We start from the raw sequence: 20,189 nt of genomic DNA, 5'->3' as shown, positions 1-20,189 counted from the left end.
AGCGGCAGGGGTGCGGCGGTCACGGCAGAAGGTCTCGACCGGCCACGGCGCCCGCACGCGTCGCACGCCCAGGGTTCCCCTGAACGGGCCCGACCGCACGGCCCCCGCCCGGTCGGGTGCGGGAGGCCGTGCCGGTGGGGCGGAGGGGCCCCAGCAGGGCGTACGCCCGTGCCGACTCGGGCCATCCGTCCGGCGGGCGGCTCGGCTGTCGTGGCTGCCGGGGCCTGGGTGCCGTGGGGGTAGCGGGTGCGGGAGGGCGAGTGGCCCGGGCAGGGTGTTCGCGCCTGCTCGGGCGACCGGTCCGGCGACCCGTACGGGCCTCGTGGTCGCCGGGGCCGGCCCGCCGGGGTGGCGGTGGGGGGCGGGGCCCTCGTGCCGGTGCGGGACCCTCTGGCCGCGTTCGGCGCGCACCTCGGGCGGCAGCTCCGGGAGGGTGCGGTTCGGTGCGTCGACCGCCTCCCGCAGCGCCGGTGCGACGAGGGACTCCTCGACCAGGATGGCCAAGTGCTCGGCGACCGGGCGGACCAGGCAGTCGACCCCCGCGTGCTGACCCCGCACACCTGCGCCGAACGGGAACGCGCCCTCGCCGAGGCCGCCGCGGCGACGCGCGCCGCCCGGAGCGAGGTCGCCCCGGATCTCGCCGACGCGATCGTCGGCCTGCGGCGGGCACCGGTCGGCACCCGCCGCTGACGCGTGAACGCCCCGGCCGGGGCGGCACCGGCCCCGCCCGGGAAGCCGGTGCCGCCGCGGGATCAGCCGGCGTCGCGCACGGCGGCCAGACCGTTGAACACACCGACATAGTCCGTGCCGTCCGGTCCCAGCGTGATCGGTGCCCAGTTGTTGTCGTATCCGATACCGGTGCCGACGAGCTGCTTCCAGCGGGTGCGGCCGGTACGGAAGTCGACGGCGGTCAGGTACCAGGCGTCGATGCCGAGAGCGTTCGGGTCCTTGGTGTAGAGGTAGACGAGGCCGTTGCCGGCGGACAGCTTCGGCACGACGGACGGGGAGCGTTCGGCGCTCTCCCACACGGTGTCGCAGCCGCTGCCGTCCGGGCGGACGTCGATCCGGGTGACCCCGCCGGCGATACTGCGCCCGAAGGTGAGCGAGGTGATGTTCTCGTAGCCGTAGTTGTTCTCGACCACGAGGCTGTCGCCCCAGCTGATCAGGGAGTTGTCCGTGGTGGAGGCCCCGGGGCCGAAGACCGGGATCTCGCACACCAGCCGCCGGTCGGCGGGGACGTCCGCGCCGCGCCGGTACACGAGGACGTGCATCCGGTCGTCGGCGTTGTCGGTGATCGCGACGTACCGGCCGCCGTCGCCGAAGATGTCCGGGGTGGTGCCCGACCCCTGGTTGACCGAGCCGGGCTTGGTGCCGGTGCCCCGGTCGTAGGTCTGCCGCCACACCGCTTCGGGGGTGCCGTCCGCCGCGGCGGTGAACTCGTACAGCGCGTGGTCCGAGACGATCGACACCCCGTCGGCGGCGACGGAGAAGGAGTTCTGGATCTCCTCGCCGGCCAGTCGGACGGAGCGGATGGTCCCGGTGTCCGGGTCGACGGTGCCGATCCGGCCCTGCCGGGTGACCCACCAGATCCGGCCCCGCCAGTCCGGCATGACGGAGGTGACGGGATCGCAGGTGCCGGTGGGGTGCAGATTGGTCCAGGTCACGCAGTCGTGGGGGACCTGTCCTGTCAGGTCCCAGTCGTCGGTGACGGTGAACTCCCAGCCGCCGTCCGGCTTCTGCCGGTGCGCGAGCCGGACGATGTGCTGCCGGGAGTCGGCGAGCACCAGGCGGTCCTGGTCGTCGAGATACGAGTACGCGCCGCCGGACGTGTCCTTGAAGATCCGGGAGAAGTCCAGCCGGGTGATCGCCTCGACCGTGGACGGGCGCTGCGGCAGCTTGTACTCGGCCAGGGTGGCGAGGCTGTGCGGGTCGAGCAGCTTGACCAGGAACCCGGTGAACGTCCCGCACACGGTGACGATCCGCCCCGCCCGGTCGAAGGTCACGGTGGCGCACTCCCCGCCCAGCGCCGCCATCTGCTCGCTGTCGGCCCGCGGGCGGTCGCCGAGCGGACCGGACCACGGGTAGGTCGCGCTGCCCCAGCCGTCCGCGTGCATCCCGGACCGGCCGTTCGGCGCGAGGAAGGGGTGCTGCGGCGGGGGCGTGCCGGGCAGCGGTCGCGCGGCGGCCGGGGCGCCGGTGTAGCCGTCGACCAGACGGTGGCCGGGCGCCTTGGGGATCGGGTCGGCCCCTGCGGGTACGGGACCGGCGACGGCCGTAGCGGCGGCCAGGGCCAGGGCGACGGCCAGAGTACGGCTGAGCGTCCTGCGGGACATGCGGCTCCTAGGGATGCGTACGACGGGGTCGCGCCGCCGCGACCATAGGAGCGGGCCGCCGAGGAGTCCATGGAAAGGTGAGGATTGTTCATGATCCCGCAATGACCGGGGGAACCGGCGGGGGACGGCGCCCGGTCTCGGTGAGGCAACCGGCGGAGGGACGGCGACCGGTCCCGGTCCGGGAACCGGTCAGGAGGATCGCGGCGGCCTCACCCAGCCGAGGGACCGCTCGACGGCCCGCTGCCAGTCGTCGTACTCCGCCTCGCGCAGCTCCGGGTCCATGTCGGGCAGCCACTGGGCGGCCCGGTGCCAGTTGCGGCGCAGCACCTCCAGGTCGGGCCAGTAGCCGGCGGCGAGCCCGGCGGCGTAGGCGGCGCCCAGCGAGACCGTCTCGGCGACCATGGGCCGCACCACGGGCACGTCGAGCACATCGGCCACGAACTGCATGAGCAGGTTGTTCGAGGTCATGCCCCCGTCCACCTTGAGCTGCTGGAGGGAGACCGAGGAGTCGGCGTTCATGGCGTCGACCACCTCCCGGGTCTGCCACCCGGTGGCCTCCAGGACGGCACGGGCCAGGTGCCCCTTGGTGATGTACGAGGTGAGGCCGACGATGATCCCGCGCGCGTCGCTGCGCCAGCGGGGCGCGAAGAGACCGGAGAAGGCGGGGACGATGTAGCAGCCGCCGTTGTCCTCGACCGTCCGCGCGAGGGTCTCGATCTCCGGGGCGCTGCTGATCATGCCCAGGCGGTCGCGGAACCACTGGACCAGTGCGCCGGTGACGGCGATCGACCCCTCAAGGGCGTAGACCGGCCGCTGGTCGCCGATCTTGTAGGCGACGGTCGTGAGCAGGCCGTGCCGGGACCGCACCAGATCGCCGCCCGTGTTGAGCAGCAGAAAGCTGCCCGTGCCGTAGGTGCACTTGGCCTCGCCCGGGGAGAAGCAGGTCTGGCCGAACAGGGCGGCCTGCTGATCGCCGAGGGCGGCCGTGAGGGAGACTCCCGGCAGCAGCGAGCGGGCCTCCCCGTACAGCTCGGCGGACGACCTGATCTCGGGCAGCATCGAGCGGGGCACCCCGAAGAAGGCCAGCAGCTCCTCGTCCCAGGTGAGCGTGCGGATGTTCATCAGCATGGTGCGGCTGGCGTTGGTGGCGTCGGTGATGTGCAGACCGTTGTCGGGGCCGCCGGTGAGATTCCAGATCAGCCAGCTCTCCATCGTCCCGAACAGCACCTCGCCGTCCCTGGCGCGCTGCTCGACCCCCTTGACGTGGTCGAAGAGCCAGCGGATGCGCAGCGCCGAGAAGTAGGTCGAGGGCGGCAGCCCGCACCGGTCCAGGAAGAACGCCTCTCCCGGGCGCTGTCCCAGCTCCTCGACGAGCGGCGCCGTGCGGGTGTCCTGCCAGACGATCGCCCGGCCCAGCGGGGTGCCGGTCCGCCGGTCCCAGAGCACCGTCGTCTCGCGCTGGTTGGCCACGCCGATGGCCGCGACCTGCTCGTTGCCGACACCGGCGGCGGACAGCGCCTCGGGGACGACGCGCCGCAGGTTCTGCCAGATCTCGACGGCGTCGTGCTCGACCCAGCCGGGCCGCGGGAAATGCTGCTGGTGCTCCTTCTGGGCGACCGAGACCAGCCGGCCGCGATGGTCGAACAGGATGCACCGGGTCGAGTTGGTGCCCTGGTCGACGGACATCACATACCGTTCAGCCATGATCGGGTCTGCCTTCCGACGGAGGGGGACGGCTGTCCTGGCCTACCAGCGCGCGGCTCCCAGGTCTCTGGAGATCGCCCGGGCGGCTTCGCGGATCAGGCTGATCAGCCCGGGGCGGGGATGGCCCTGGCTGTCGCAGATCCGCTCGACGGGACCGGACAGGCCGATGGCGCCCACGACGAGGCCGCCGTGCCCCCTGATCGGCGCGGCGAGCCCGGCCTCGCCCATGCTCATCTCCTGGACCTCGGCGGCCCAGCCGACCTCCCTGACCGCGGCGAGCGCCCGGGCGAGCCGCTCGGGGTCGACCAGGGTGTGCCGGGTGTACGCCTCGAGACCCGGCTCCCTGGCCGGCTCGACGGTCGCGGTCCCGTAGGCCAGCAGCACCTTGCCGAGCGAGGAGGCGTGCAGCGGCAGCAGCGAGCCCACGTCCAGGGTCTGGAAGGTGTCGTCGGGCCGGAACACATGGTGGACGATGAGGACCTGGCCCTCCAGGGGGGTGCCCAGGCGCACCGACTCCCCGCTGCGGGCGGCCAGGGCGTCGGCCCAGTTCAGCGAGCGCGAGCGCAGCTCGTTTACGTCCAGATAGCTCGTGCCGAGATGCAGCAGTGCCGCTCCGAGCTGGTATTTCCCGGTCGCCGCGTCCTGCTCCACGAAGTCCACGTGCTGGAGCGTGCGCAGAATGCCGTGCGCGGTGCCCTTCGCCAGTCCGAGCGAGGCCGCCACCTCGCCGAGCCCGAGTCGGCGGGGCCCGCCCGCGAGCAGCCGCAGAATCGCCGCCGCCCGTTCGATCGACTGGACCGGTCCGGCCATGAGCCGAGCCTATTACCGCGGCGGACGCTTCGCTTCGCGGGCGATCGCAGCCTGCGGCAGCGGCGGCGTTCGGTAATGCCGACCGACGTTCATTGACCCGCCCGGTTTGTCTCCATAGCTTGCTCTGGAGCCGGAATGCGCCGAAGCGCGGTGCCGGACCGGCCGTACGGACCATCGGGAGAGAACATGGTGGCACAGCTCAACACGCTGCTTCGGGTGGCATGCGAACACGTGTGTCCCATTCCGCCCGTCGCCGGCGCGGTCTCCGCCGTACGCCGGCGGGTGGCGGCGGTCCTCGCCGACTGGAGCGTGTGTCCGGAGATCGTCGAGGACACGCTGCTCGTGGTGTCGGAGCTGGTCACCAACGCGATCGTGCACGCCCGGCCGCCGGCCGAGCTGCGGCTGTCGTGGGTACGGCGCGAGGGCGGTGGCACCTTGCGGATCGACGTGACCGACATGGGGGCCGCGCTCACGGCGGGCGACTCCCTCATCGGGATCGATCCGGACGAGCACGGCCGGGGCGAGGCGATCGTCCACGCCCTGGCGACCTGTCACGGCATACGGCTGCACACCGGCGGGGTGACCCGCTGGGCCGAACTCGTGGCGGTCTGAGCCGTGACCGCGGACCCGGACGGCACGGAGGCCGGCTCGTCGTCGGCCTCGGTCCTGCGGAGCAGGAGCAGGGCGGCGTCGTCGTGCAGCCGGCCGCCCACATGCGCCAGCAGCTCGGCATGGAGCGCGGTCAGCGTGCGGGCCGGGTCGTCCGACACATGCCGGGCCACGCCTTCCGTCAGTGAGTAGAACGCGCGCGTGTGATCGCGCGCCTCGATGACACCGTCGGTGTACAGCAGCAGCTGGTCCGCCGGCGCCAGGGGCAGCCGCTGGAGGCTCGGAGTCTGGCCGGTGAGGGCGCGCAGCCCGAGGGGCGGAGCCGGCCGGAGCGGCTCCACCGCCCGGACCGTCCCGGATGCGGAGATCAGCAGCGGGGGAGCGTGCCCGCAGTTGACGATGTCCAGATGTCCCGGCGTGGAGTGGCCGGCGACCACGGCGGTGACGAAGTCGTCCGGTCCGAGATTGCGCGCCAGGCTCCGCTCGATCCGGTCGACGACCGCGAGCAGATCGGCCTCGTCGTAGGCGGCCTCCCGGAACACACCGAGCACCAGCGCGGCGGTCCCCACGGCCGGCAGTCCCTTGCCGCGCACGTCACCGACGATCAGCCTGACCCCGTGCGGGGTGGACACCAGGGCGTAGAGGTCGCCGCCTATCCGGGCCTCCGCCGCCGCCGCGCTGTAGCGGACGGCCACCTGGAAGGGGCCGACGGTCTCCGGGACGGGCTGGAGCAGTGCCTGCTGGGCGGCCTCGGCGACCGAGCGCACGTCCGCGAGGACCCGCTCGCGGCGGCCGCGCAGCGCGCTGGCCAGGATGCTCGCCGCGGTCACGGCCGACAACGCGCACAGCACCGCCGCCAGCTCGCGTGCCGGCACGCCGTGCCCCACGCCCAGCGCCGTGGCCGTCGCGCCGGCGAGGAGTCCGGCGAGGAGCACGCCGCGCGGCTCGTTGGTGGTGGCCGCGAGCGCCGGTCCGGCCGCCAGCAGCGGCAGCCAGATGATGCCCGCCCCGCCGGCGGCGTCCACGAGGACGACGATGGCGACGACCAGCACCGGCAGCGCGGGTGTGCCCGCGGCCACGTGCCCGGTGGCGTGCCGCCGGACCGACCCCAGGGCTGACGCCAGGGTCGCGGCCGCCCGCTTCGTGAAGGGCGGTATCGGGGGGTGGGCGACGCCGTCGTGTGGGGGCTGGCTCATATCTCGTCCGCAGTCCTCGCCTGTCCGGGGGGTAACACGGTGAAATGTCCGGAACATCCAGGAAACGGGCTGGGTGAGGGGTACCACAAGGCGCGGATTTTCAGATAGTGAGCGAGAGACTCCTGGTCACCCGGCTCGCGACCGGGAGGAGCCGGGTCCGGACCTCCTCCAGGCGGTCCTGCCGGTCCACCGGAAGGGAGACGCCGAGTGAGCCGAGCGTGTCGCAGCAGTAGACGGGCACGGCCACGCACACGGTACCGAGCGCGTACTCCTCCAGGTCCGTGATCGCCGGTGCCAGCGGCGGCGCGTCGAGCCTGCGGAGCAGCTCCGGGACACTGGTGATCGTCCGCGGCGTGAGGTCGGGGAGGTGGTGCCGGGAGAGATACTCGCGGCGGCCCTCCTCGGTCAGCTCGCGCAGCACGGACTTGCCCAGCGCCGTGGCGTGCCCGGCGTCCTCGAACCCCACCCAGAGATCCACCCGTGGCGCACGGGGACCGTCGACGATCTCGGCGACCCTGATCTCGCCGTCCTCGTAGAACGTGAGGTAGGCGGCGCCGGCCAGCTCGTCGCGCAGGGCGGCGAGCGCCGGGCGCACCCGGCTGAGCAGCGTCTGGGCGCGGCTCGCCGCCTGCAGGCTGCTGAGCCGGTCGCCCAGGATGAAGCCGCCGTCGTCCAGTTTCCGTATGTAGCCGTCGTGCACCAGGGTGCGCAGCAGGTGGTAGGCGGTGGCCAGGGGCAGCTCGGTCTCCCGCGCCAGCTGCTTCGCCGGTGCGCCGTTCCCGTGCGCGCTCACCGCCTCCAGCAGCCGCAGGGCCCGCTGCACGGACGTGATGAGCGTGGGGCCGTCCTGAACGCCCATAGGACCAGGTTGCTCCGGGCACCCGGCCCCGGCAAGGCCGGACCGGACCGGGAGGGGGGTGTGCGCGGGGCGGGGCACCGGCACCAGGGCGCCGCGTGCCGGTCGCGCCACCGGCACCAGGTGTCTCCCCACCCGCCCTCACCGCTCCGCGCCCGCGATGCCCACCGCGTTCGCCGCCACCACCGCGCCGACGCCCGCCCACTCCGCCGCGCCGAGACCCTGGCCGAGGACCACCCACCCGACCACGGCCGCCAGGACCGGGTTGACGCTCATGAACAGGCCGAACGTCCGCGCCGGCACATGGCGCAGCGTCAGCAGGTCGGCCAGGTACGGCACGGCCGAGGACAGCACACCGGCCGCCACGGCGCACAGCACGGCCCCGGCCGTGGGCGGACGGGACGCCGCGACCGCGAAGCCGACGGGCAGGAAGGCCAGCGCGGACACGGCCGAGGCCGCCGCCGCACCCTGCACGCCGGGGACGCGCCGCCCGACGACACGGTTCAGCAGGATGTACGACGCCCAGCAGCACGCGGCGACCAGGCCGAGCGCCATCCCGGTGTAGTCCGCCGACGGGCGGGGGCGCATCAGGACGACGACCCCGGCCCCGGCCAGCGCCGCGCACCCGGCGTCCAGCCGGCGCCGGGACCCGGCCAGCGCGATGGTGAGCGGCCCCAGGAACTCCAGGGTGACGGCGAGCCCCAGACCGATCCGGTCGACGGCGCTGTACAGGCTGAGATTCATCGCGCCGAACACCCCGCCGAGCAGGAGCACCGGCCACCACTGCGGCCAGGTGAAGCCGCGCAGCCGGGGGCGGGCGACGGCGAGGAGCACCAGCGCGGCGACGTACTGCCGTACCGCCACCACGCCGAGCGGGCCCAGCACGGGGAAGGCCAGTGCGCCGACGGCGGCGCCGGTCTGGTTGGACAGCCCGCTGCCGGCCATGGCGGCCGCCCCGGTGAGCCGGGGGGACCCGCGCCGGGAGGAGCGCGGGGGCCCGGCGGCGGTCACGGCACCGGCCGGGCGCGGGTGTGGAAGAGCGCGTCGCATGCGGGGATCGTGCGCCCGCCGGGCACTTGCGCATAATGCATCCGTCAGTCGATCTATACGCTGATCGTATGCACGACCTGGATCTGCGCCAGCTGCGCTGTCTCGTGGCCATCGTCGACGAGGGCACCTTCACGGACGCGGCGATCGCCCTCGGTGTCTCCCAGGCCGCCGTCTCGCGCGGCCTCGCCTCCCTCGAACGCGCCCTCGGTGTACGGCTCCTCAGGCGCACCTCCCGTGCCGTGACCCCCACCGCGACCGGGGCGCGGGTGGTCGCCCAGGCCCGGCGGGTGCTCGCGGACGTGTCCGACCTGGTCCGGGAGGCGGCCTCGGGGCACACCCGGCTGCGCGTCGGCTACGCCTGGTCGGCCCTCGGCCGGCACACGGTCGCCCTCCAGCGGCGCTGGAGCGCGGCCCGACACGAGACCGAGCTGCATCTGGTCCGCGTCAACTCGCCGTCCGCCGGGCTCGCCGAGGGCGCCTGCGACCTCGCCGTCGTCCGCAGACCGCTGGCGGACCGGCGCTTCGAGGCGGCCATCGTCGGACTGGAGCGCAGGCTGTGCGCGCTCGCCGCCGACGACCCGCTCGCCGCGCGCCGTTCCGTGCGGCTCGCCGACCTCGCCGACCGGATCCTGTTCGTGGACCGGCGCACCGGCACGGCCACCCCCGAGCTGTGGCCGCCGGACGCCCGTCCGGACACCGAGGAGACGAACGACGTCGACGACTGGCTGACCGTCATCGCCGCCGGACGCGGTATCGGGGTGACCGCCGAGTCGACCGCCAACCAGTACCCGCGGCCCGGCGTCGTCTACCGGCCGGTGCGCGACGCCGAACCCGTCGCCGTACGGCTCGCCTGGTGGCGTGACGACCCGCATCCGGCGCTCCAGGCGGTGCTCGAACTGATCACCGAGCTGTACCGGACCGGGTGAGGTCGGGTGAGGTCCGCCGCCCGGACGGACGGGCCCTGCCCGCGGGCCCGGGCGAACGGAACACGCCGTTCTCTACCGTCCAGTAATATCCGCGGCACATCATCAGAGGAGGAACCGTGTCCCGGTCCGAACGCTCACCCCTGCTGCTCGCCGGCCTGCTGGCGGCGGCCGGGGTCGCCCATTTCGCCTCCCCGCGGCAGTTCGACGCGACCATCCCCAAGGTGCTGCCCGGCTCGCCCAGGACCTGGACGTACGCCAGCGGGGCCGTCGAGCTGGCGCTGGCGGCCGGCCTCGTGGCGCCCCGGACGCGCGCCGTGGCAGCGAAGGCGACGACCGCCTTCTTCGTCGGCGTGTTCCCGGCGAACGTCAAGATGGCCGCGGACTGGCGCCACCGCCCGGCACCGCTCAAGGCGGCTGCGCTGGCCCGGCTGCCCCTCCAGCTGCCCCTGGTGCTGTGGGCGCGCGGCGTGGCCCGGGGCGGGGAGGGACGGTCGTGACCGAGACCCTCGCCGTCGGCGACCGGGCCGAGGACTTCGCCCTGCCCGACGAGACCGGCACCACCCGCCGGCTCACCGACCTGCTGGCCGACGGCCCGGCCGTCCTGTTCTTCTACCCCGCCGCCCTCAGCCCCGGCTGCACCTCCGAGGCCTGCCACTTCCGTGATCTCGCCGCCGAGTTCGCCGCCGTCGGCGCCCGTCCCGTCGGGATCAGCGGGGACACCGTCGACAAGCAGCTCGAGTTCGCCGGGCGGCACCGCCTCGGCATGCCGCTGCTCTCCGACCCCGACGGCACGGTCCGTGCGCGGTTCGGCGTCAAGCGCGGCTTCTCCCTCGCCCCGACCAAGCGCGCCACCTTCGTGATCGCCCAGGACCGTACCGTCCTGGAGATCGTCCGCAGCGAACTGCGCATGAACGCCCACGCCGACCGGGCCCTCGCCGCCCTGCGCGCCCACCGGGGCTGAGCCGGCCCGGTCCGCCGCTTGATGCGCCGGACCATTCGGAACATCCTTGGGCATATGAAGCATGTCGCCGCCATGGCGGTCCTCGACGCGCTGGGCCGGGTGACCGGGTGGAGCGAGGGCGCGCGACAGCTCACCGGACACCCGGCCGCCGAGGTGGTGGGCCGGCCGGCGGCGGACCTGCTGGCCGAGGAGGTCCCCGGTGACCTCCTCGCCGCCCGGACCGGCACGGTCGCCCTGCGCCACCGAGACGGCCACCGCGTCGACGTGCCCCTCACCGCCTGCCCGCTGGCCGGCGCCGACGGACAGCCCGCCGGATTCGTCGTCACCGCCCCGCCCGACGGAACCGCCCTGGCCGCCCAGGCCTTCGACCAGGCGTCCATGTCCATGTCGGTCTTCGACCTCCGGCAGCGCTACCTGCGCGTCAACGACGTCGCCGGCGAGGTGATGGGCCTGCCCGAGGAGGAGTTGCTCGGCCGGTCCTTCCCGGACACCGTGCGGGACGACGAGCCGAACCGGGGCTTCCTCGACCATCTGCGCCAGGTCGCCGACACCGGCCTTCCGGTCCGCTACGAGAGCTTCGCCGACGCCCCCGCCCTGCACTGGGAACACGCCTGGAGCATCGAGATGTGGCCGCTGCGCGACAGCGCGGGAGTACCGACCGCGGTCGCGCTCGCCGCGTTCGACAGCAGCGAGCAGTACTGGTCCCGGCGCCGCCTCGCCCTGCTGAACGAGGCGGCGACCCGGATCGGCACCACCCTGGACGTGGTGGGCACCGCCGAGGAGATGATCGAGCTGCTCATCCCGCAGTACGCCGACTTCGCCAGCATCGACCTGCTCGACTGGGTGCTCGGCGCGGACGAGCCCCCGGCGATCCCGGACGGAGAGGCCGCCCTGCGCCGCGTCGCCCACGGCTCCGCCCTCGCCGGCAGCCCCGACGCGGCCCTGCACATCGGCGAGACCGACGTCTACCGGCCCAGCTCCCCGACCGCCCGGGCGCTGCACGAGGGCCGCGCGGTGCTCAGCCAGGCCGGCGAGCCGGACTTCGTCCGGTGGCTCGCCGAGCGCAACGCACGCGGGCCAGAGGGCCGCTCCCTCCGGGAGGGCGTCCACTCCATGCTCGCGGTGCCGCTGCGGGCCCGCGGCACCACCCTGGGCGTCGCCGTCTGCGTGCGCATGATCCACCCCGACGCCTACGGTCCCGATGACGCCGTCTTCGCCGAGGAACTCGCCAGCCGCGCCGCCGTCTGCATCGACAACGCCCGCCGCTTCGCCCGCGAGCGCGACACCGCCCTCGCCCTCCAGCACAGCCTGCTCCCGCGCGGCCTGCCCGGACAGGCGGCCGTCGAGATCGCCCACCGCTATCTGCCGTCCGGGTCGCTGGCCGGAGTCGGCGGCGACTGGTTCGACGTCATCCCGCTCTCCGGCGGCCGGGTCGCCCTGGTCGTGGGTGACGTCGTCGGCCACGGCATCCAGTCCTCGGCCACCATGGGCCGGCTGCGCACGGCGGTCCGCACCCTCGCCGATGTCGACCTGCCCCCCGACGAACTCCTCACCCACCTCGATGACCTGGTCACCCACCTCGCCGGCGACGACAGCGGCGAGGACGTAGCCGAACTCGGCGCGACCTGTCTGTACGCGGTCTACAACCCCATCTCCCGCCACCTCGCCCTGGCCTCCGCGGGCCACCCGCCGCTCGCCCTCATCCTGCCCGGCGGCACCGCGGAGTTCCTCGACATGGCCGCCGGGCCGCCGCTCGGCGTCGGCGGCCTGCCCTTCGAGGCCACGGAACGGGAACTGCCCGAGGGCTCGGTCGTCGCCCTCTTCACGGACGGCCTGATCGACCACCGCGAGCGCGACCCGGACGGCGCCGCCGCCGAACTGCTCCGGGCCCTCGACGCACCTGCCGACACCCTCGAAGCCCGCTGCGACAACGTCCTGAAGGCCGTCCTGCCCGACCAGCCCTGGGACGACGTCGCCCTGCTCCTCGCCCGAACCCGGGCCCTCGGCGCCGACCGGGTCGCCACCTGGGACGTCCCGCCCGACCCGGCCCAGGTCGCGGTCTTCCGGCAGGCGGCCACCGAGCAGCTGAGCGCCTGGGGTCTGGCGGAGGCCGCCTTCGTCACCGAACTCGTCGTCAGCGAACTCGTCACCAACGCCATCCGCTACGGCGAACCGCCCGTCCAGCTGCGTCTGATCCGCGACCGCGCCCTCATCTGCGAGGTCTCCGACGCCAGTTCCACCTCCCCGCACCTGCGCCGGGCACACGCCTACGACGAGGGCGGCCGGGGACTGCTGCTCGTCGCCCAGCTCACCCAGCGCTGGGGCAGCAGGCAGACCGCGGCGGGCAAGACCATCTGGGCCGAACAGCCGCTGCCCGACGCCTGAATCCGGGCAGACCGCGCGGCGGCCGGGCCCGGACCCGGACCGGAGCCCGTCCGGTCACCGAGCGCCGCCGCCCTCCGCGACCTGGGCCAGCGTGCGCCCGGTGCGCACCGAGCGGGCCCGCCGGGGATCGGGGGTGCCGTGCCCGTCCGACCGCGCCGCCCCCTTGCGCACCAGCAGCCAGGCCTCCTCACCGTCCACGGTGTCCCGGAACCGGGTGAGGGCGTACTCGCCGTGCAGCTTGGCGCCGTGCAGCCGGAAGGTGGCGTGCCCGCGCTCCAGGGACTCCGCGAAGTCCACCGGGCGCCCCCGGCGGTCGTGGCTGAGCGGCTCGTACGTCCCGCGGTCCCACACGATCACCGTGCCACCGCCGTACTCGCCCTTCGGGATGACGCCCTCGAAGTCCTCGTACTCCAGCGGGTGGTCCTCGGTCGGCACCGCCAGCCGCTTGTCGCCCGGGTCGGTGGACGGGCCCTTGGGCACGGACCAGGACCTCAGGACGTCGGCGACCTGGAGCCGGAAGTCGAAGTGCATCCGGCGCGCGTCATGGATCTGCACCACGAAACGGGGCTCCTCGCCCCCGCCGGGGGCCGCCCGCCCCGACGGTTCCCGGGTCCGCTCGAAGTCGCGCTTGCCGCGGTACGTCCGCAGCCGGTCCTCGGCCATCACCTGCGGCTCCTTCCGTACGTCCGCCTCACGCGCCCCCGAGTACCCCGGAACGGCCGTTCAGCGCCCGATGCCGTCCAGCTCGGCCAGCGCGTCCTGCGGCAGCACCAGGCTCCCGGCGGTGATGTTCTCCCGCAGATGCGCGGGGGAGGAGGTGCCGGGGATGAGCACGATGTTCGGTGACCGGTGCAGCAGCCAGGCCAGCGCCACCTGCTGCGGCGTGGCCTCCAGCCGGGCGGCGACCTTCGCGAGCGTCTCGGACTGGAAGGGGGTGAACCCGCCGAGCGGGAAGTACGGCACGAAGGCGATGCCCTCCGCCGCCGTACGCGCCAGCAGCGCCTCGTCCTGCCGGTTCGCCAGGTTGTACAGGTTCTGCACGGTCACCACGGGCGCGATCGCCCGCGCCTCGTCCAGCTGGGCGGCGGACGCGGCGCTCAGCCCGAGATGCCGGACCAGCCCCCGCTCCCGCAGCTCGGCCAGGGCGCCGAACTGGTCGGCGACGGAGTCCTCGTTCGGCGTGTCCATGTCGCCGAGCCGAAGATTGACCACGTCCAGGGCGTCCACGCCGAGGTTCCGCAGGTTGTCGTACACCTGCGCCTTCAGGTCCTCGGGATGCCGCGACATGATCCAGCTGCCGTCGGCACCCCGCCGGGCCCCGACCTTGGTGACGAGGCGCAGATCGTCCGGGTAGGGGTACAGGGCCTCCTTGATGATCTCGTTGACGACGACGGGGCCGTAGAAGTCGGCCGTGTCGATGTGCGTGATGCCCGCCTCCGCCACCGCGCGCAGCACCGCGACCGCCCGGTCCCGGTCCCGCGGCGGGCCGAAGACATGCGGTCCGGCCAGCTGCATGGCGCCGTAGCCGACGCGGGTCAGGGTCAGGCCCGCCGCCGGGGTCACGGTGCCGCCGAGCTGTGCAGTCATGTCGTACCTCGCAGAATGTGCCGGCCGCCGGTCCCTCCCGGCGGCCTCTGTCTCCACCGTGCGTCCGGACCGCCGGACACGGCAGTACCCCCGTGATCCTGGGAGTGACAGGGCCAGTCACCGCCCGCCGCCCGGCCGTACGGTGGTGGCGTGGACGGATCGAACGCGCTCGGTGAGTTTCTGCGCGCCCGCCGGGCGCTGGTACGGCCCGAGGACGTGGGGCTGCCCGGCGGCGGCCTGCGCCGGGTGCCGGGGCTGCGCCGCGAGGAGGTGGCGATGCTGGCCGGCATCAGCTCCGACTACTACCTGCGGCTCGAACAGGGCCGCGACCGCAACCCCTCGGTGCAGGTGCTGGAGGCGCTGGCCCGGGTGCTGCGGCTGGACGGCGACGCCACCGGCCACCTCGTCGGACTCGCCCAGGAGCGGGCCGCCGGGGCCAGGACCGGACGCCGCACGCGGCAGGTCCCGGCGAGCCTCCTCCAGCTCATCGGCGGCTGGCCGCGCACCCCCGCCTACATCCAGAACCGCTGCACCGACTGCCTGGCCGCCAACGCCCTCGCCACGGCGCTCACCCCGAACTACGCGCCCGGCGTCAACCTGCTGCGGGCCGTCCTCCTCGACCCCGCCGAGCAGGCACTGCGCCGGGACTGGGCCGACCTCACCGCGGAGGGCGTGGCCGCCCTGCGGTCCGAGGCCGGTACGGACCCGGACGACCCCCGGCTGCGCGACCTGGTCGGCGAACTCTCCCTGCGCAGCGAACGCTTCCGCACCCTGTGGGCCCGCCACGAGGTCCGGCCCCGGCGCGGCCGGGTGAGCCGTCTCAGCCATCCCCAGGTCGGCGACCTCGACCTCCACTCGGACAAGCTGTCCGTGGACGGCACCGACGGACTCACCCTGGTCGTCTTCCACGCCGAGCCCGGCAGCCGCAGCGCCGAACTCCTCGACATCCTGGGCAGTCTCACCGCACCCCGGCCCGGCACCGGCCCGCAGAAGCGCGAGCACGTCGAAGAGGAGCCCTAGCCGCTCCGTCCGCGCGGTCCGGCGGCCCTCCAGCCGTTCGTGGCACGGCAGTCGCCCCCCTGGGGGGGGCAAGGTGGCTCGTTGTCGCCTGTGCCGGGATCCGCGCGCCGTGCCAGCGTGATCGAGACCATGACGTCGAGTTCCAGGAGAGAGCTGTGCACACTCGCCGTGCCCTCATGTCCGCCGGTGTGGCCGCAGGCATCGCGCTCAGCGCGCTGACCGGGGCGGCCTCCGGAGCCTTCGCGGACCAGGCCCCCCGCAGCACCGCGCACCCGGCGGCCTGCAGCTGGCTGATCTCGCGGTCCGGGGACACCTTCGCCCAGTACTCCGCGCGGTTCGGGATCGACGTCTACAAGCTGCTCTACGACAACGCCAACTGGTTCAACGGCGGCCCGAACGACCTCGTCCCGCCGGGCAACCGCGTCTTCATCTGCCCCTGAGCGCGCATCGCGAGGATCCGGCCACCGGGCGCACGCGGCCGTCCGGAGCCCGCGCGCGCCCGGTGGCGAGTCCGATGGCGGAGATCGTCGTACGGGTGCGGCCCGCGCTCGCCGTCGGGGGCCGGGAGTGCCAGGCTCTTCCCGGCAACCGAGACGGACGAGCACCGGAGGGCGCATGACGACGGACAGGGCGACCGCGGACGGGACCGAGCGCGCCGAGGACGCGGTGGTACGGCCGGTCGCCGGGCACATCGGCGCCGAGATCGACGGCGTCGACCTCGCCGGGCCGCTCAGCGACCGGGTGGTCGCGCTGATCAGGGACGCGGTGCTGCGCTGGAAGGTGGTGTTCTTCCGGGGCCAGCGGCTGGACCACGCCGCCCACCTCGCCTTCGCGCGCCGCTTCGGCGAGCCGGTCGTCCTCCCGCGCCGCGGACCCCACTCGCCGCCCGGCGTCCCCGAGATCGAGACCACCGCCGACCGCCTCGAACTGGCCGGCCGGTACGGCATGGACCGCGACGAGTGGCTGCACCGGCGCCGGCCCACCCTGCTGCGCGGCTGGCACTGCGACTACGGCGCCCGCATCGACCCGCCCGCCGCGACCATCCTGCGCGCCGAGGCCGTCCCGCCCTACGGCGGCGACACCACCTGGGCCAACCTGGCCGCCGCCTACGCCGGACTCTCCGCCCCGGTCCGCGCCTTCGTGGACGGACTGCGCGCCGAACACCGGCTCGGCGTCGGCTATCTGCCCCGGCCCGGCGACGACGGGTACGTCCGCCATCTGCTGGACCATCAGGTCGCCGCCGTCCACCCGCTGGTCCGGGTGCACCCGGAGACCGGGGAGCGGGTGCTGTTCGTCAACGGCTACTACCTGGAGCAGATCGTGGACCTCTCCCGGCCGGAGAGCGCGGCGCTGCTGGAGATGCTGGTGGAGCAGGCGGTGCGGCCCGAGTACACCGTCCGCTTCCGCTGGGAGCCCGGCAGCGTCGCCTTCTGGGACAACCGGGCCACCATCCATCTCGCCCCCAGCGACCACACGCAGCTGGACTCCCCGCGGATCATGCACCGGGTGATGCTCAAGGGCGACGTGCCGAGGGGCGTGGACGGGCGGCCGTCGGAACCGCTCATCGGCACCGAGGCGGGCCGGTGGTGACTCACCCGGCCGGCCGCCACCCCAGCGCCGGGCCCAGCTTCGTCGCCATGTCCGTCAGGATCTGCACATAGTCCTCGTGCTCGAAGGCGAACGGCAGCGCGAACGCGACCTCGTCGGTCTCCCGGAACGCGGCGTGCGCGTGCAGCCGTTCGGCCAGCTCGGCCGAGGTGCCGACCAGGTCCGGCGCGAACAGCAGCCGCGCCGGTCCCTGCGGGGCGGCCGTACGGGGCAGCCGCTTCGCCGCGTACTCCGCGTACTTGGCGCGCTGTGCGGGGCTCGCGGAGTCGGTGGGGATCACCACGAGCCCCTGGGAGACGCGGGCGGCCTCGCCGTCGGGGTGATGGGCCCGGAACTCCCGGATGTGGGACAGCTGGATCGCGGCGAAGTCCGGCTGCCCGTCGGTGTCTTCGGCGCCCTCCGCCTTGACGACGCTGCTGGTGAGGAAGTTCATGGCGTGCTCGCCCGCCCAGCGCGCCGACCCGAGGCTGCCGCCGCCGTACCACATCCGCCGACCGAGCCCGGGGGAGTGCGGCTGGACGATGTCGGAGAAGACCTCGAAGCCCTCCACCCCGCTGAAGTCGCTGGCGGGCTTGCCGCGCACCAGGTCGAGCAGCCGCCGCACCCGCTCGTACCCGAACTCCTCCGTGTCGGCCGTGTCCGGGTAGAGCGCGTCCTTGACCTGGGCGAAGTGCATCGGCGGACCGACGCTGACGCCCGGGTTCAGCCGGCCGCCGGAGAGCACGTCGACGGTCGCCAGGTCCTCGGCGAGCCGCAGCGGGTTCTCCCAGCCGAGCGGTGTCACCGCGGTGCCCAGCTCGATCCGGCGGGTCCGCTGCGAGGCCGCGGCCAGCACGGCGACCGGGGACGAGATGCCGTACTGCAGATGCCGGTGGCGGACCCAGGCGGTGTCGAAGCCGAGCCGCTCGCCCAGCTCGATGATCTCCAGCGTGGTCTCGTGCCCCCGGCCCGGGTCCGCCCCGTCGAACAGGCCGATGGTGAGGAAGCCCAGCTTGCGCAGGGGGCGGGGGGTGGACGGCACGGGCTCCTCCAGCGGTCGTACGTCGGCTCTGCCCCGATTCTGGCAGGCGAGTGTGACAACCGTGTGATCAGTTCGGCCGGGTCGCGGTCAGCGGGATGACGACCTCGTCCTCGACCGGCGGGTCGACTTCCTGCGCCCGGTTGCCGGTCGCGGCGAAGCAGCGCAGCCGGACCGCGTCCGGACCGACGTCGAGCCGCAGGAAGCACTTGAAGAACGGCGGGCTGTAGGTGGCCGAGGACGGCGAGAACAGCTGGGTGTAGACCTTCCGTACGGGCAGCCGGAACCGGGCGCGGCGCTCGGGCCGCCGGCCGGCCCCGAGCAGGCCCGCGACCAGCCGGGTGCGCCGGGTGACCCGGGCCTCGGGGCCGGGCGCGCGGCCCGGCTCGATGCCGAGCCGTTCGGCGATCACCGCCGTCGCCTCCCCCTCGGTCAGACCGAAGAAGCGGGGCAGCCGGAGCCTGCGGCCGTACAGCCGGCTGTAGAACGCGAGCGAGTCGCCGCGCAGCGGATAGCAGCGGAACTCGCGCTCGCCGACGCCGCCGACCGACACCCGCGGGATGGTGTGCGTGGCGTGCATGAACGCCCCGCCGCCGCCCGCCACCACGTACTGGACGGTGCGCCCGTCCACCGTCACCGGATACCGCTGGTAGTTGTGGATGTCACCGCCGATCGCGGCCACGTAGTGGTGCTCCGGGGCACGGACGATGTCGTCCACCGTGCCGCCGCCCTCGATCGGGCACGGGTGGTGCTCGCCGTCGACGTACAGCGGCGATCCGGTGACGAGGATCTTCGGCCTGGGTCCCGCGGACACCTCCCGCAGCCAGGCGCCCTGTTCGGCGTCGACCGTGCCCAGCAGGCCGGTGTCGATGCCGACGATGCGCACCGGACCCGCGTCGATCGCCCAGTACGGACCCGGCTGGACGGCCTGCTGGGCCGGTGCCGACCGCAACGCCCGCGCCTCGGCGAGCCGTTGCTCGTCGGCCGGTCGCGGCCGGTGCCAGAGCAGGGAGCGCCACCAGGCGCGGGTGAGCGGGCGGGGGCGGGGTTCAGGGTCGAGCGGCGGGGTGTCGGCGCAGAAGACGCGCATGAAGGCGCCGAGATCCTCGTACCAGTCGTGGTTGCCCGGTATCGCATAGATCGGCGCGGGATAGTCCTGGTACGGCGTGAAGAACTTGCCGCCGTAGTCGTCGGCGCTGCCGACGGGGTAGATGACATCGCTGGCGATCACCGCGAAGTCGGTGTCCCGGCCCGCCTTCAGGAAACCCGGCACCACGGCGTACTGGGAGTCGTCCCCCTCGCCGGTGTCCCCGATGACCATGAAGGAGAACCGTTCCGGCACCTCGCGCCGGATCACCTTGTCGGCGGGCGCCCCCGCCGCCGCCCGCCGGGCCACCCAGCGGCCGCGGGTACGGCCCGTCGGATCGCCGAACCAGGACGCCAGTACGCCGTTGCGGGCGGCCCACAGGGTCCGGGGGCTCAGCCAGGACAGCTTCTCGACATGGCCCGGCATCAGCCGCCGGTAGCTGCCCGGTTCGGCCGCGCCCCAGCCGGCGCCCTGCGCGGTATCGCGTGATGAGTCAGACACCCGAGGCACGGTAACAACGCGCCGGCCAGGGGCGGCAGGCCGGGTCCGCGCCCAACGCCCCCCGGCGCCCGGCGCGTTCCGCCGGGCCGCTACGCTGACCGGCCTGCCCCCGCCCTCCTTCCCGAACGGAACTCACCGCGTGGAACTCTCCTTCGCCGGCCAGGTCATCGAGTGGCGGGGACCCTCGCCGTACTACTTCGTCGCCGTGCCCGACCAGGAGTCCGCCGACATCCGGGAGGTGGCCGCCCTGGCCACCTACGGCTGGGGCGCCATCCCCGTTCAGGCACGGATCGGCGGGACCGCCTTCAGCACGTCGCTCTTCCCGAAGGAGGGCGTCTACCTGCTGCCGCTGAAGAGCGCCGTGCGCACCCCGGCGGGGCTCGCGACGGGCGACGAGGTGGCCGTGGAACTGACCGTGCGGCTGTGAGCGGGACCGCGTGCTGGGCAGTGTCTTCAAATGATCTTGCCTGGTGGATCATGGTGGCGTGATACGTCGTCATGAACTGTCGGATGCCGAGTGGGAGTTCGTCCGGCCGTT

At 73.9% G+C, this 20,189-nt stretch carries 20 protein-coding genes; 10 read left to right on the top strand and 10 right to left on the bottom strand.

The genetic code is table 11. The features are described from left to right. Positions 1 to 378 precede the first annotated feature (378 nt). Complete coding sequence (locus tag ACF073_RS40695) at positions 379 to 690, top strand: hypothetical protein (protein ID WP_392076596.1); 312 nt, start codon at positions 379 to 381, stop codon at positions 688 to 690. Positions 691 to 752: 62 nt separating this feature from the next. Here ACF073_RS40695 and ACF073_RS40690 read toward each other — a convergent pair whose 3' ends face one another. The 3 genes from ACF073_RS40690 to ACF073_RS40680 form a co-directional block, all read right to left on the bottom strand. Next, positions 753 to 2,333, bottom strand: a complete 1,581-nt coding sequence (locus ACF073_RS40690; protein ID WP_392076595.1) for a hypothetical protein — start codon at positions 2,331 to 2,333, stop codon at positions 753 to 755. Between the two features lie 189 nt (positions 2,334 to 2,522). Continuing rightward, positions 2,523 to 4,037 carry a glycerol kinase GlpK gene (gene glpK / locus ACF073_RS40685; RefSeq protein WP_392076594.1) on the bottom strand — a complete coding sequence of 505 codons (1,515 nt, stop codon included), beginning with the start codon at positions 4,035 to 4,037 and terminating at the stop codon, positions 2,523 to 2,525. 42 nt (positions 4,038 to 4,079) lie between these two features. Next, positions 4,080 to 4,847 (bottom strand): IclR family transcriptional regulator, encoded by a 768-nt coding sequence (locus ACF073_RS40680; protein ID WP_392076593.1) that lies wholly within the window; start codon positions 4,845 to 4,847, stop codon positions 4,080 to 4,082. A 186-nt stretch (positions 4,848 to 5,033) separates the two neighbouring features. On the opposite strand from ACF073_RS40680, the gene ACF073_RS40675 reads away from it, so the two are divergent. Further along, positions 5,034 to 5,459: an ATP-binding protein gene (locus ACF073_RS40675; RefSeq protein WP_392076592.1), complete on the top strand. Its 426-nt coding sequence runs from the start codon at positions 5,034 to 5,036 to the stop codon at positions 5,457 to 5,459. Here ACF073_RS40675 and ACF073_RS40670 read toward each other — a convergent pair. From ACF073_RS40670 to ACF073_RS40660, 3 genes are all read right to left on the bottom strand, one after another. Next, positions 5,399 to 6,652 (bottom strand): PP2C family protein-serine/threonine phosphatase, encoded by a 1,254-nt coding sequence (locus tag ACF073_RS40670; protein WP_392076591.1) that lies wholly within the window; start codon positions 6,650 to 6,652, stop codon positions 5,399 to 5,401. The two genes, ACF073_RS40675 and ACF073_RS40670, sit on opposite strands and share 61 nt — an antisense overlap. A 100-nt stretch (positions 6,653 to 6,752) precedes the next feature. Next, complete coding sequence (locus tag ACF073_RS40665) at positions 6,753 to 7,511, bottom strand: IclR family transcriptional regulator (protein ID WP_392076590.1); 759 nt, start codon at positions 7,509 to 7,511, stop codon at positions 6,753 to 6,755. A 138-nt stretch (positions 7,512 to 7,649) separates the two neighbouring features. Then, complete coding sequence (locus ACF073_RS40660; protein ID WP_392076589.1) at positions 7,650 to 8,558, bottom strand: DMT family transporter; 909 nt, start codon at positions 8,556 to 8,558, stop codon at positions 7,650 to 7,652. 68 nt (positions 8,559 to 8,626) lie between these two features. On the opposite strand from ACF073_RS40660, the gene ACF073_RS40655 reads away from it, so the two are divergent. The 4 genes from ACF073_RS40655 to ACF073_RS40640 all read left to right on the top strand — a co-directional run bounded on the left by ACF073_RS40655 (position 8,627) and on the right by ACF073_RS40640 (position 12,830). Further along, the gene (locus tag ACF073_RS40655; RefSeq protein ID WP_392076588.1) at positions 8,627 to 9,484 is read left to right on the top strand and encodes a LysR family transcriptional regulator; all 858 of its coding nucleotides are present in this window, start codon (positions 8,627 to 8,629) and stop codon (positions 9,482 to 9,484) included. A gap of 116 nt (positions 9,485 to 9,600) precedes the next feature. After that, a complete protein-coding gene (locus ACF073_RS40650) occupies positions 9,601 to 9,981 on the top strand; it encodes a DoxX family protein (RefSeq protein ID WP_392076587.1) in 381 nt (126 codons plus the stop codon). After that, positions 9,978 to 10,445, top strand: coding sequence for a peroxiredoxin (locus ACF073_RS40645; RefSeq protein WP_392076586.1), 468 nt, complete (start codon positions 9,978 to 9,980; stop codon positions 10,443 to 10,445). Before ACF073_RS40650 ends, ACF073_RS40645 begins: the two co-directional genes overlap by 4 nt. A 54-nt stretch (positions 10,446 to 10,499) precedes the next feature. Continuing rightward, complete coding sequence (locus tag ACF073_RS40640) at positions 10,500 to 12,830, top strand: SpoIIE family protein phosphatase (protein ID WP_392076585.1); 2,331 nt, start codon at positions 10,500 to 10,502, stop codon at positions 12,828 to 12,830. A 54-nt stretch (positions 12,831 to 12,884) separates the two neighbouring features. Here ACF073_RS40640 and ACF073_RS40635 read toward each other — a convergent pair whose 3' ends face one another. Both ACF073_RS40635 and ACF073_RS40630 read right to left on the bottom strand, forming a co-directional pair. Beyond that, positions 12,885 to 13,493 carry a DNA polymerase ligase N-terminal domain-containing protein gene (locus tag ACF073_RS40635; RefSeq protein ID WP_392076584.1) on the bottom strand — a complete coding sequence of 203 codons (609 nt, stop codon included), beginning with the start codon at positions 13,491 to 13,493 and terminating at the stop codon, positions 12,885 to 12,887. A 60-nt stretch (positions 13,494 to 13,553) separates the two neighbouring features. Continuing rightward, positions 13,554 to 14,417 (bottom strand): oxidoreductase, encoded by an 864-nt coding sequence (locus ACF073_RS40630; protein WP_392076583.1) that lies wholly within the window; start codon positions 14,415 to 14,417, stop codon positions 13,554 to 13,556. Between the two features lie 150 nt (positions 14,418 to 14,567). On the opposite strand from ACF073_RS40630, the gene ACF073_RS40625 reads away from it, so the two are divergent. From ACF073_RS40625 to ACF073_RS40615, 3 genes are all read left to right on the top strand, one after another. Continuing rightward, the gene (locus ACF073_RS40625) at positions 14,568 to 15,437 is read left to right on the top strand and encodes a helix-turn-helix domain-containing protein (protein WP_392076582.1); all 870 of its coding nucleotides are present in this window, start codon (positions 14,568 to 14,570) and stop codon (positions 15,435 to 15,437) included. A 155-nt stretch (positions 15,438 to 15,592) separates the two neighbouring features. Continuing rightward, positions 15,593 to 15,877, top strand: coding sequence for a hypothetical protein (locus tag ACF073_RS40620; RefSeq protein ID WP_392076581.1), 285 nt, complete (start codon positions 15,593 to 15,595; stop codon positions 15,875 to 15,877). A 175-nt stretch (positions 15,878 to 16,052) separates the two neighbouring features. Beyond that, on the top strand, positions 16,053 to 17,027 hold the full coding sequence (locus ACF073_RS40615) for a TauD/TfdA dioxygenase family protein (protein WP_392076580.1): 975 nt from the start codon (positions 16,053 to 16,055) through the stop codon (positions 17,025 to 17,027). Between the two features lies 1 nt (position 17,028). Here the strand turns inward: ACF073_RS40615 and ACF073_RS40610 are convergent, their stop codons facing one another. Together ACF073_RS40610 and ACF073_RS40605 are read right to left on the bottom strand one after the other, a co-directional pair. Continuing rightward, positions 17,029 to 18,066 carry an LLM class flavin-dependent oxidoreductase gene (locus tag ACF073_RS40610; RefSeq protein ID WP_392076579.1) on the bottom strand — a complete coding sequence of 346 codons (1,038 nt, stop codon included), beginning with the start codon at positions 18,064 to 18,066 and terminating at the stop codon, positions 17,029 to 17,031. Positions 18,067 to 18,133: 67 nt separating this feature from the next. Next, positions 18,134 to 19,651, bottom strand: coding sequence for a metallophosphoesterase family protein (locus tag ACF073_RS40605; RefSeq protein WP_392076578.1), 1,518 nt, complete (start codon positions 19,649 to 19,651; stop codon positions 18,134 to 18,136). Between the two features lie 139 nt (positions 19,652 to 19,790). On the opposite strand from ACF073_RS40605, the gene ACF073_RS40600 reads away from it, so the two are divergent. Continuing rightward, positions 19,791 to 20,078, top strand: a complete 288-nt coding sequence (locus ACF073_RS40600) for a DUF1905 domain-containing protein (protein WP_392076577.1) — start codon at positions 19,791 to 19,793, stop codon at positions 20,076 to 20,078. Positions 20,079 to 20,189: the final 111 nt, after the last annotated feature.

The sequence above is a fragment of the Streptomyces sp. NPDC015171 genome (assembly GCF_043079545.1).
In the GTDB taxonomy this organism is placed as follows: Bacteria; Actinomycetota; Actinomycetes; order Streptomycetales; family Streptomycetaceae; genus Streptomyces.
This window is presented reverse-complemented; position numbering and strand designations above follow the sequence as displayed.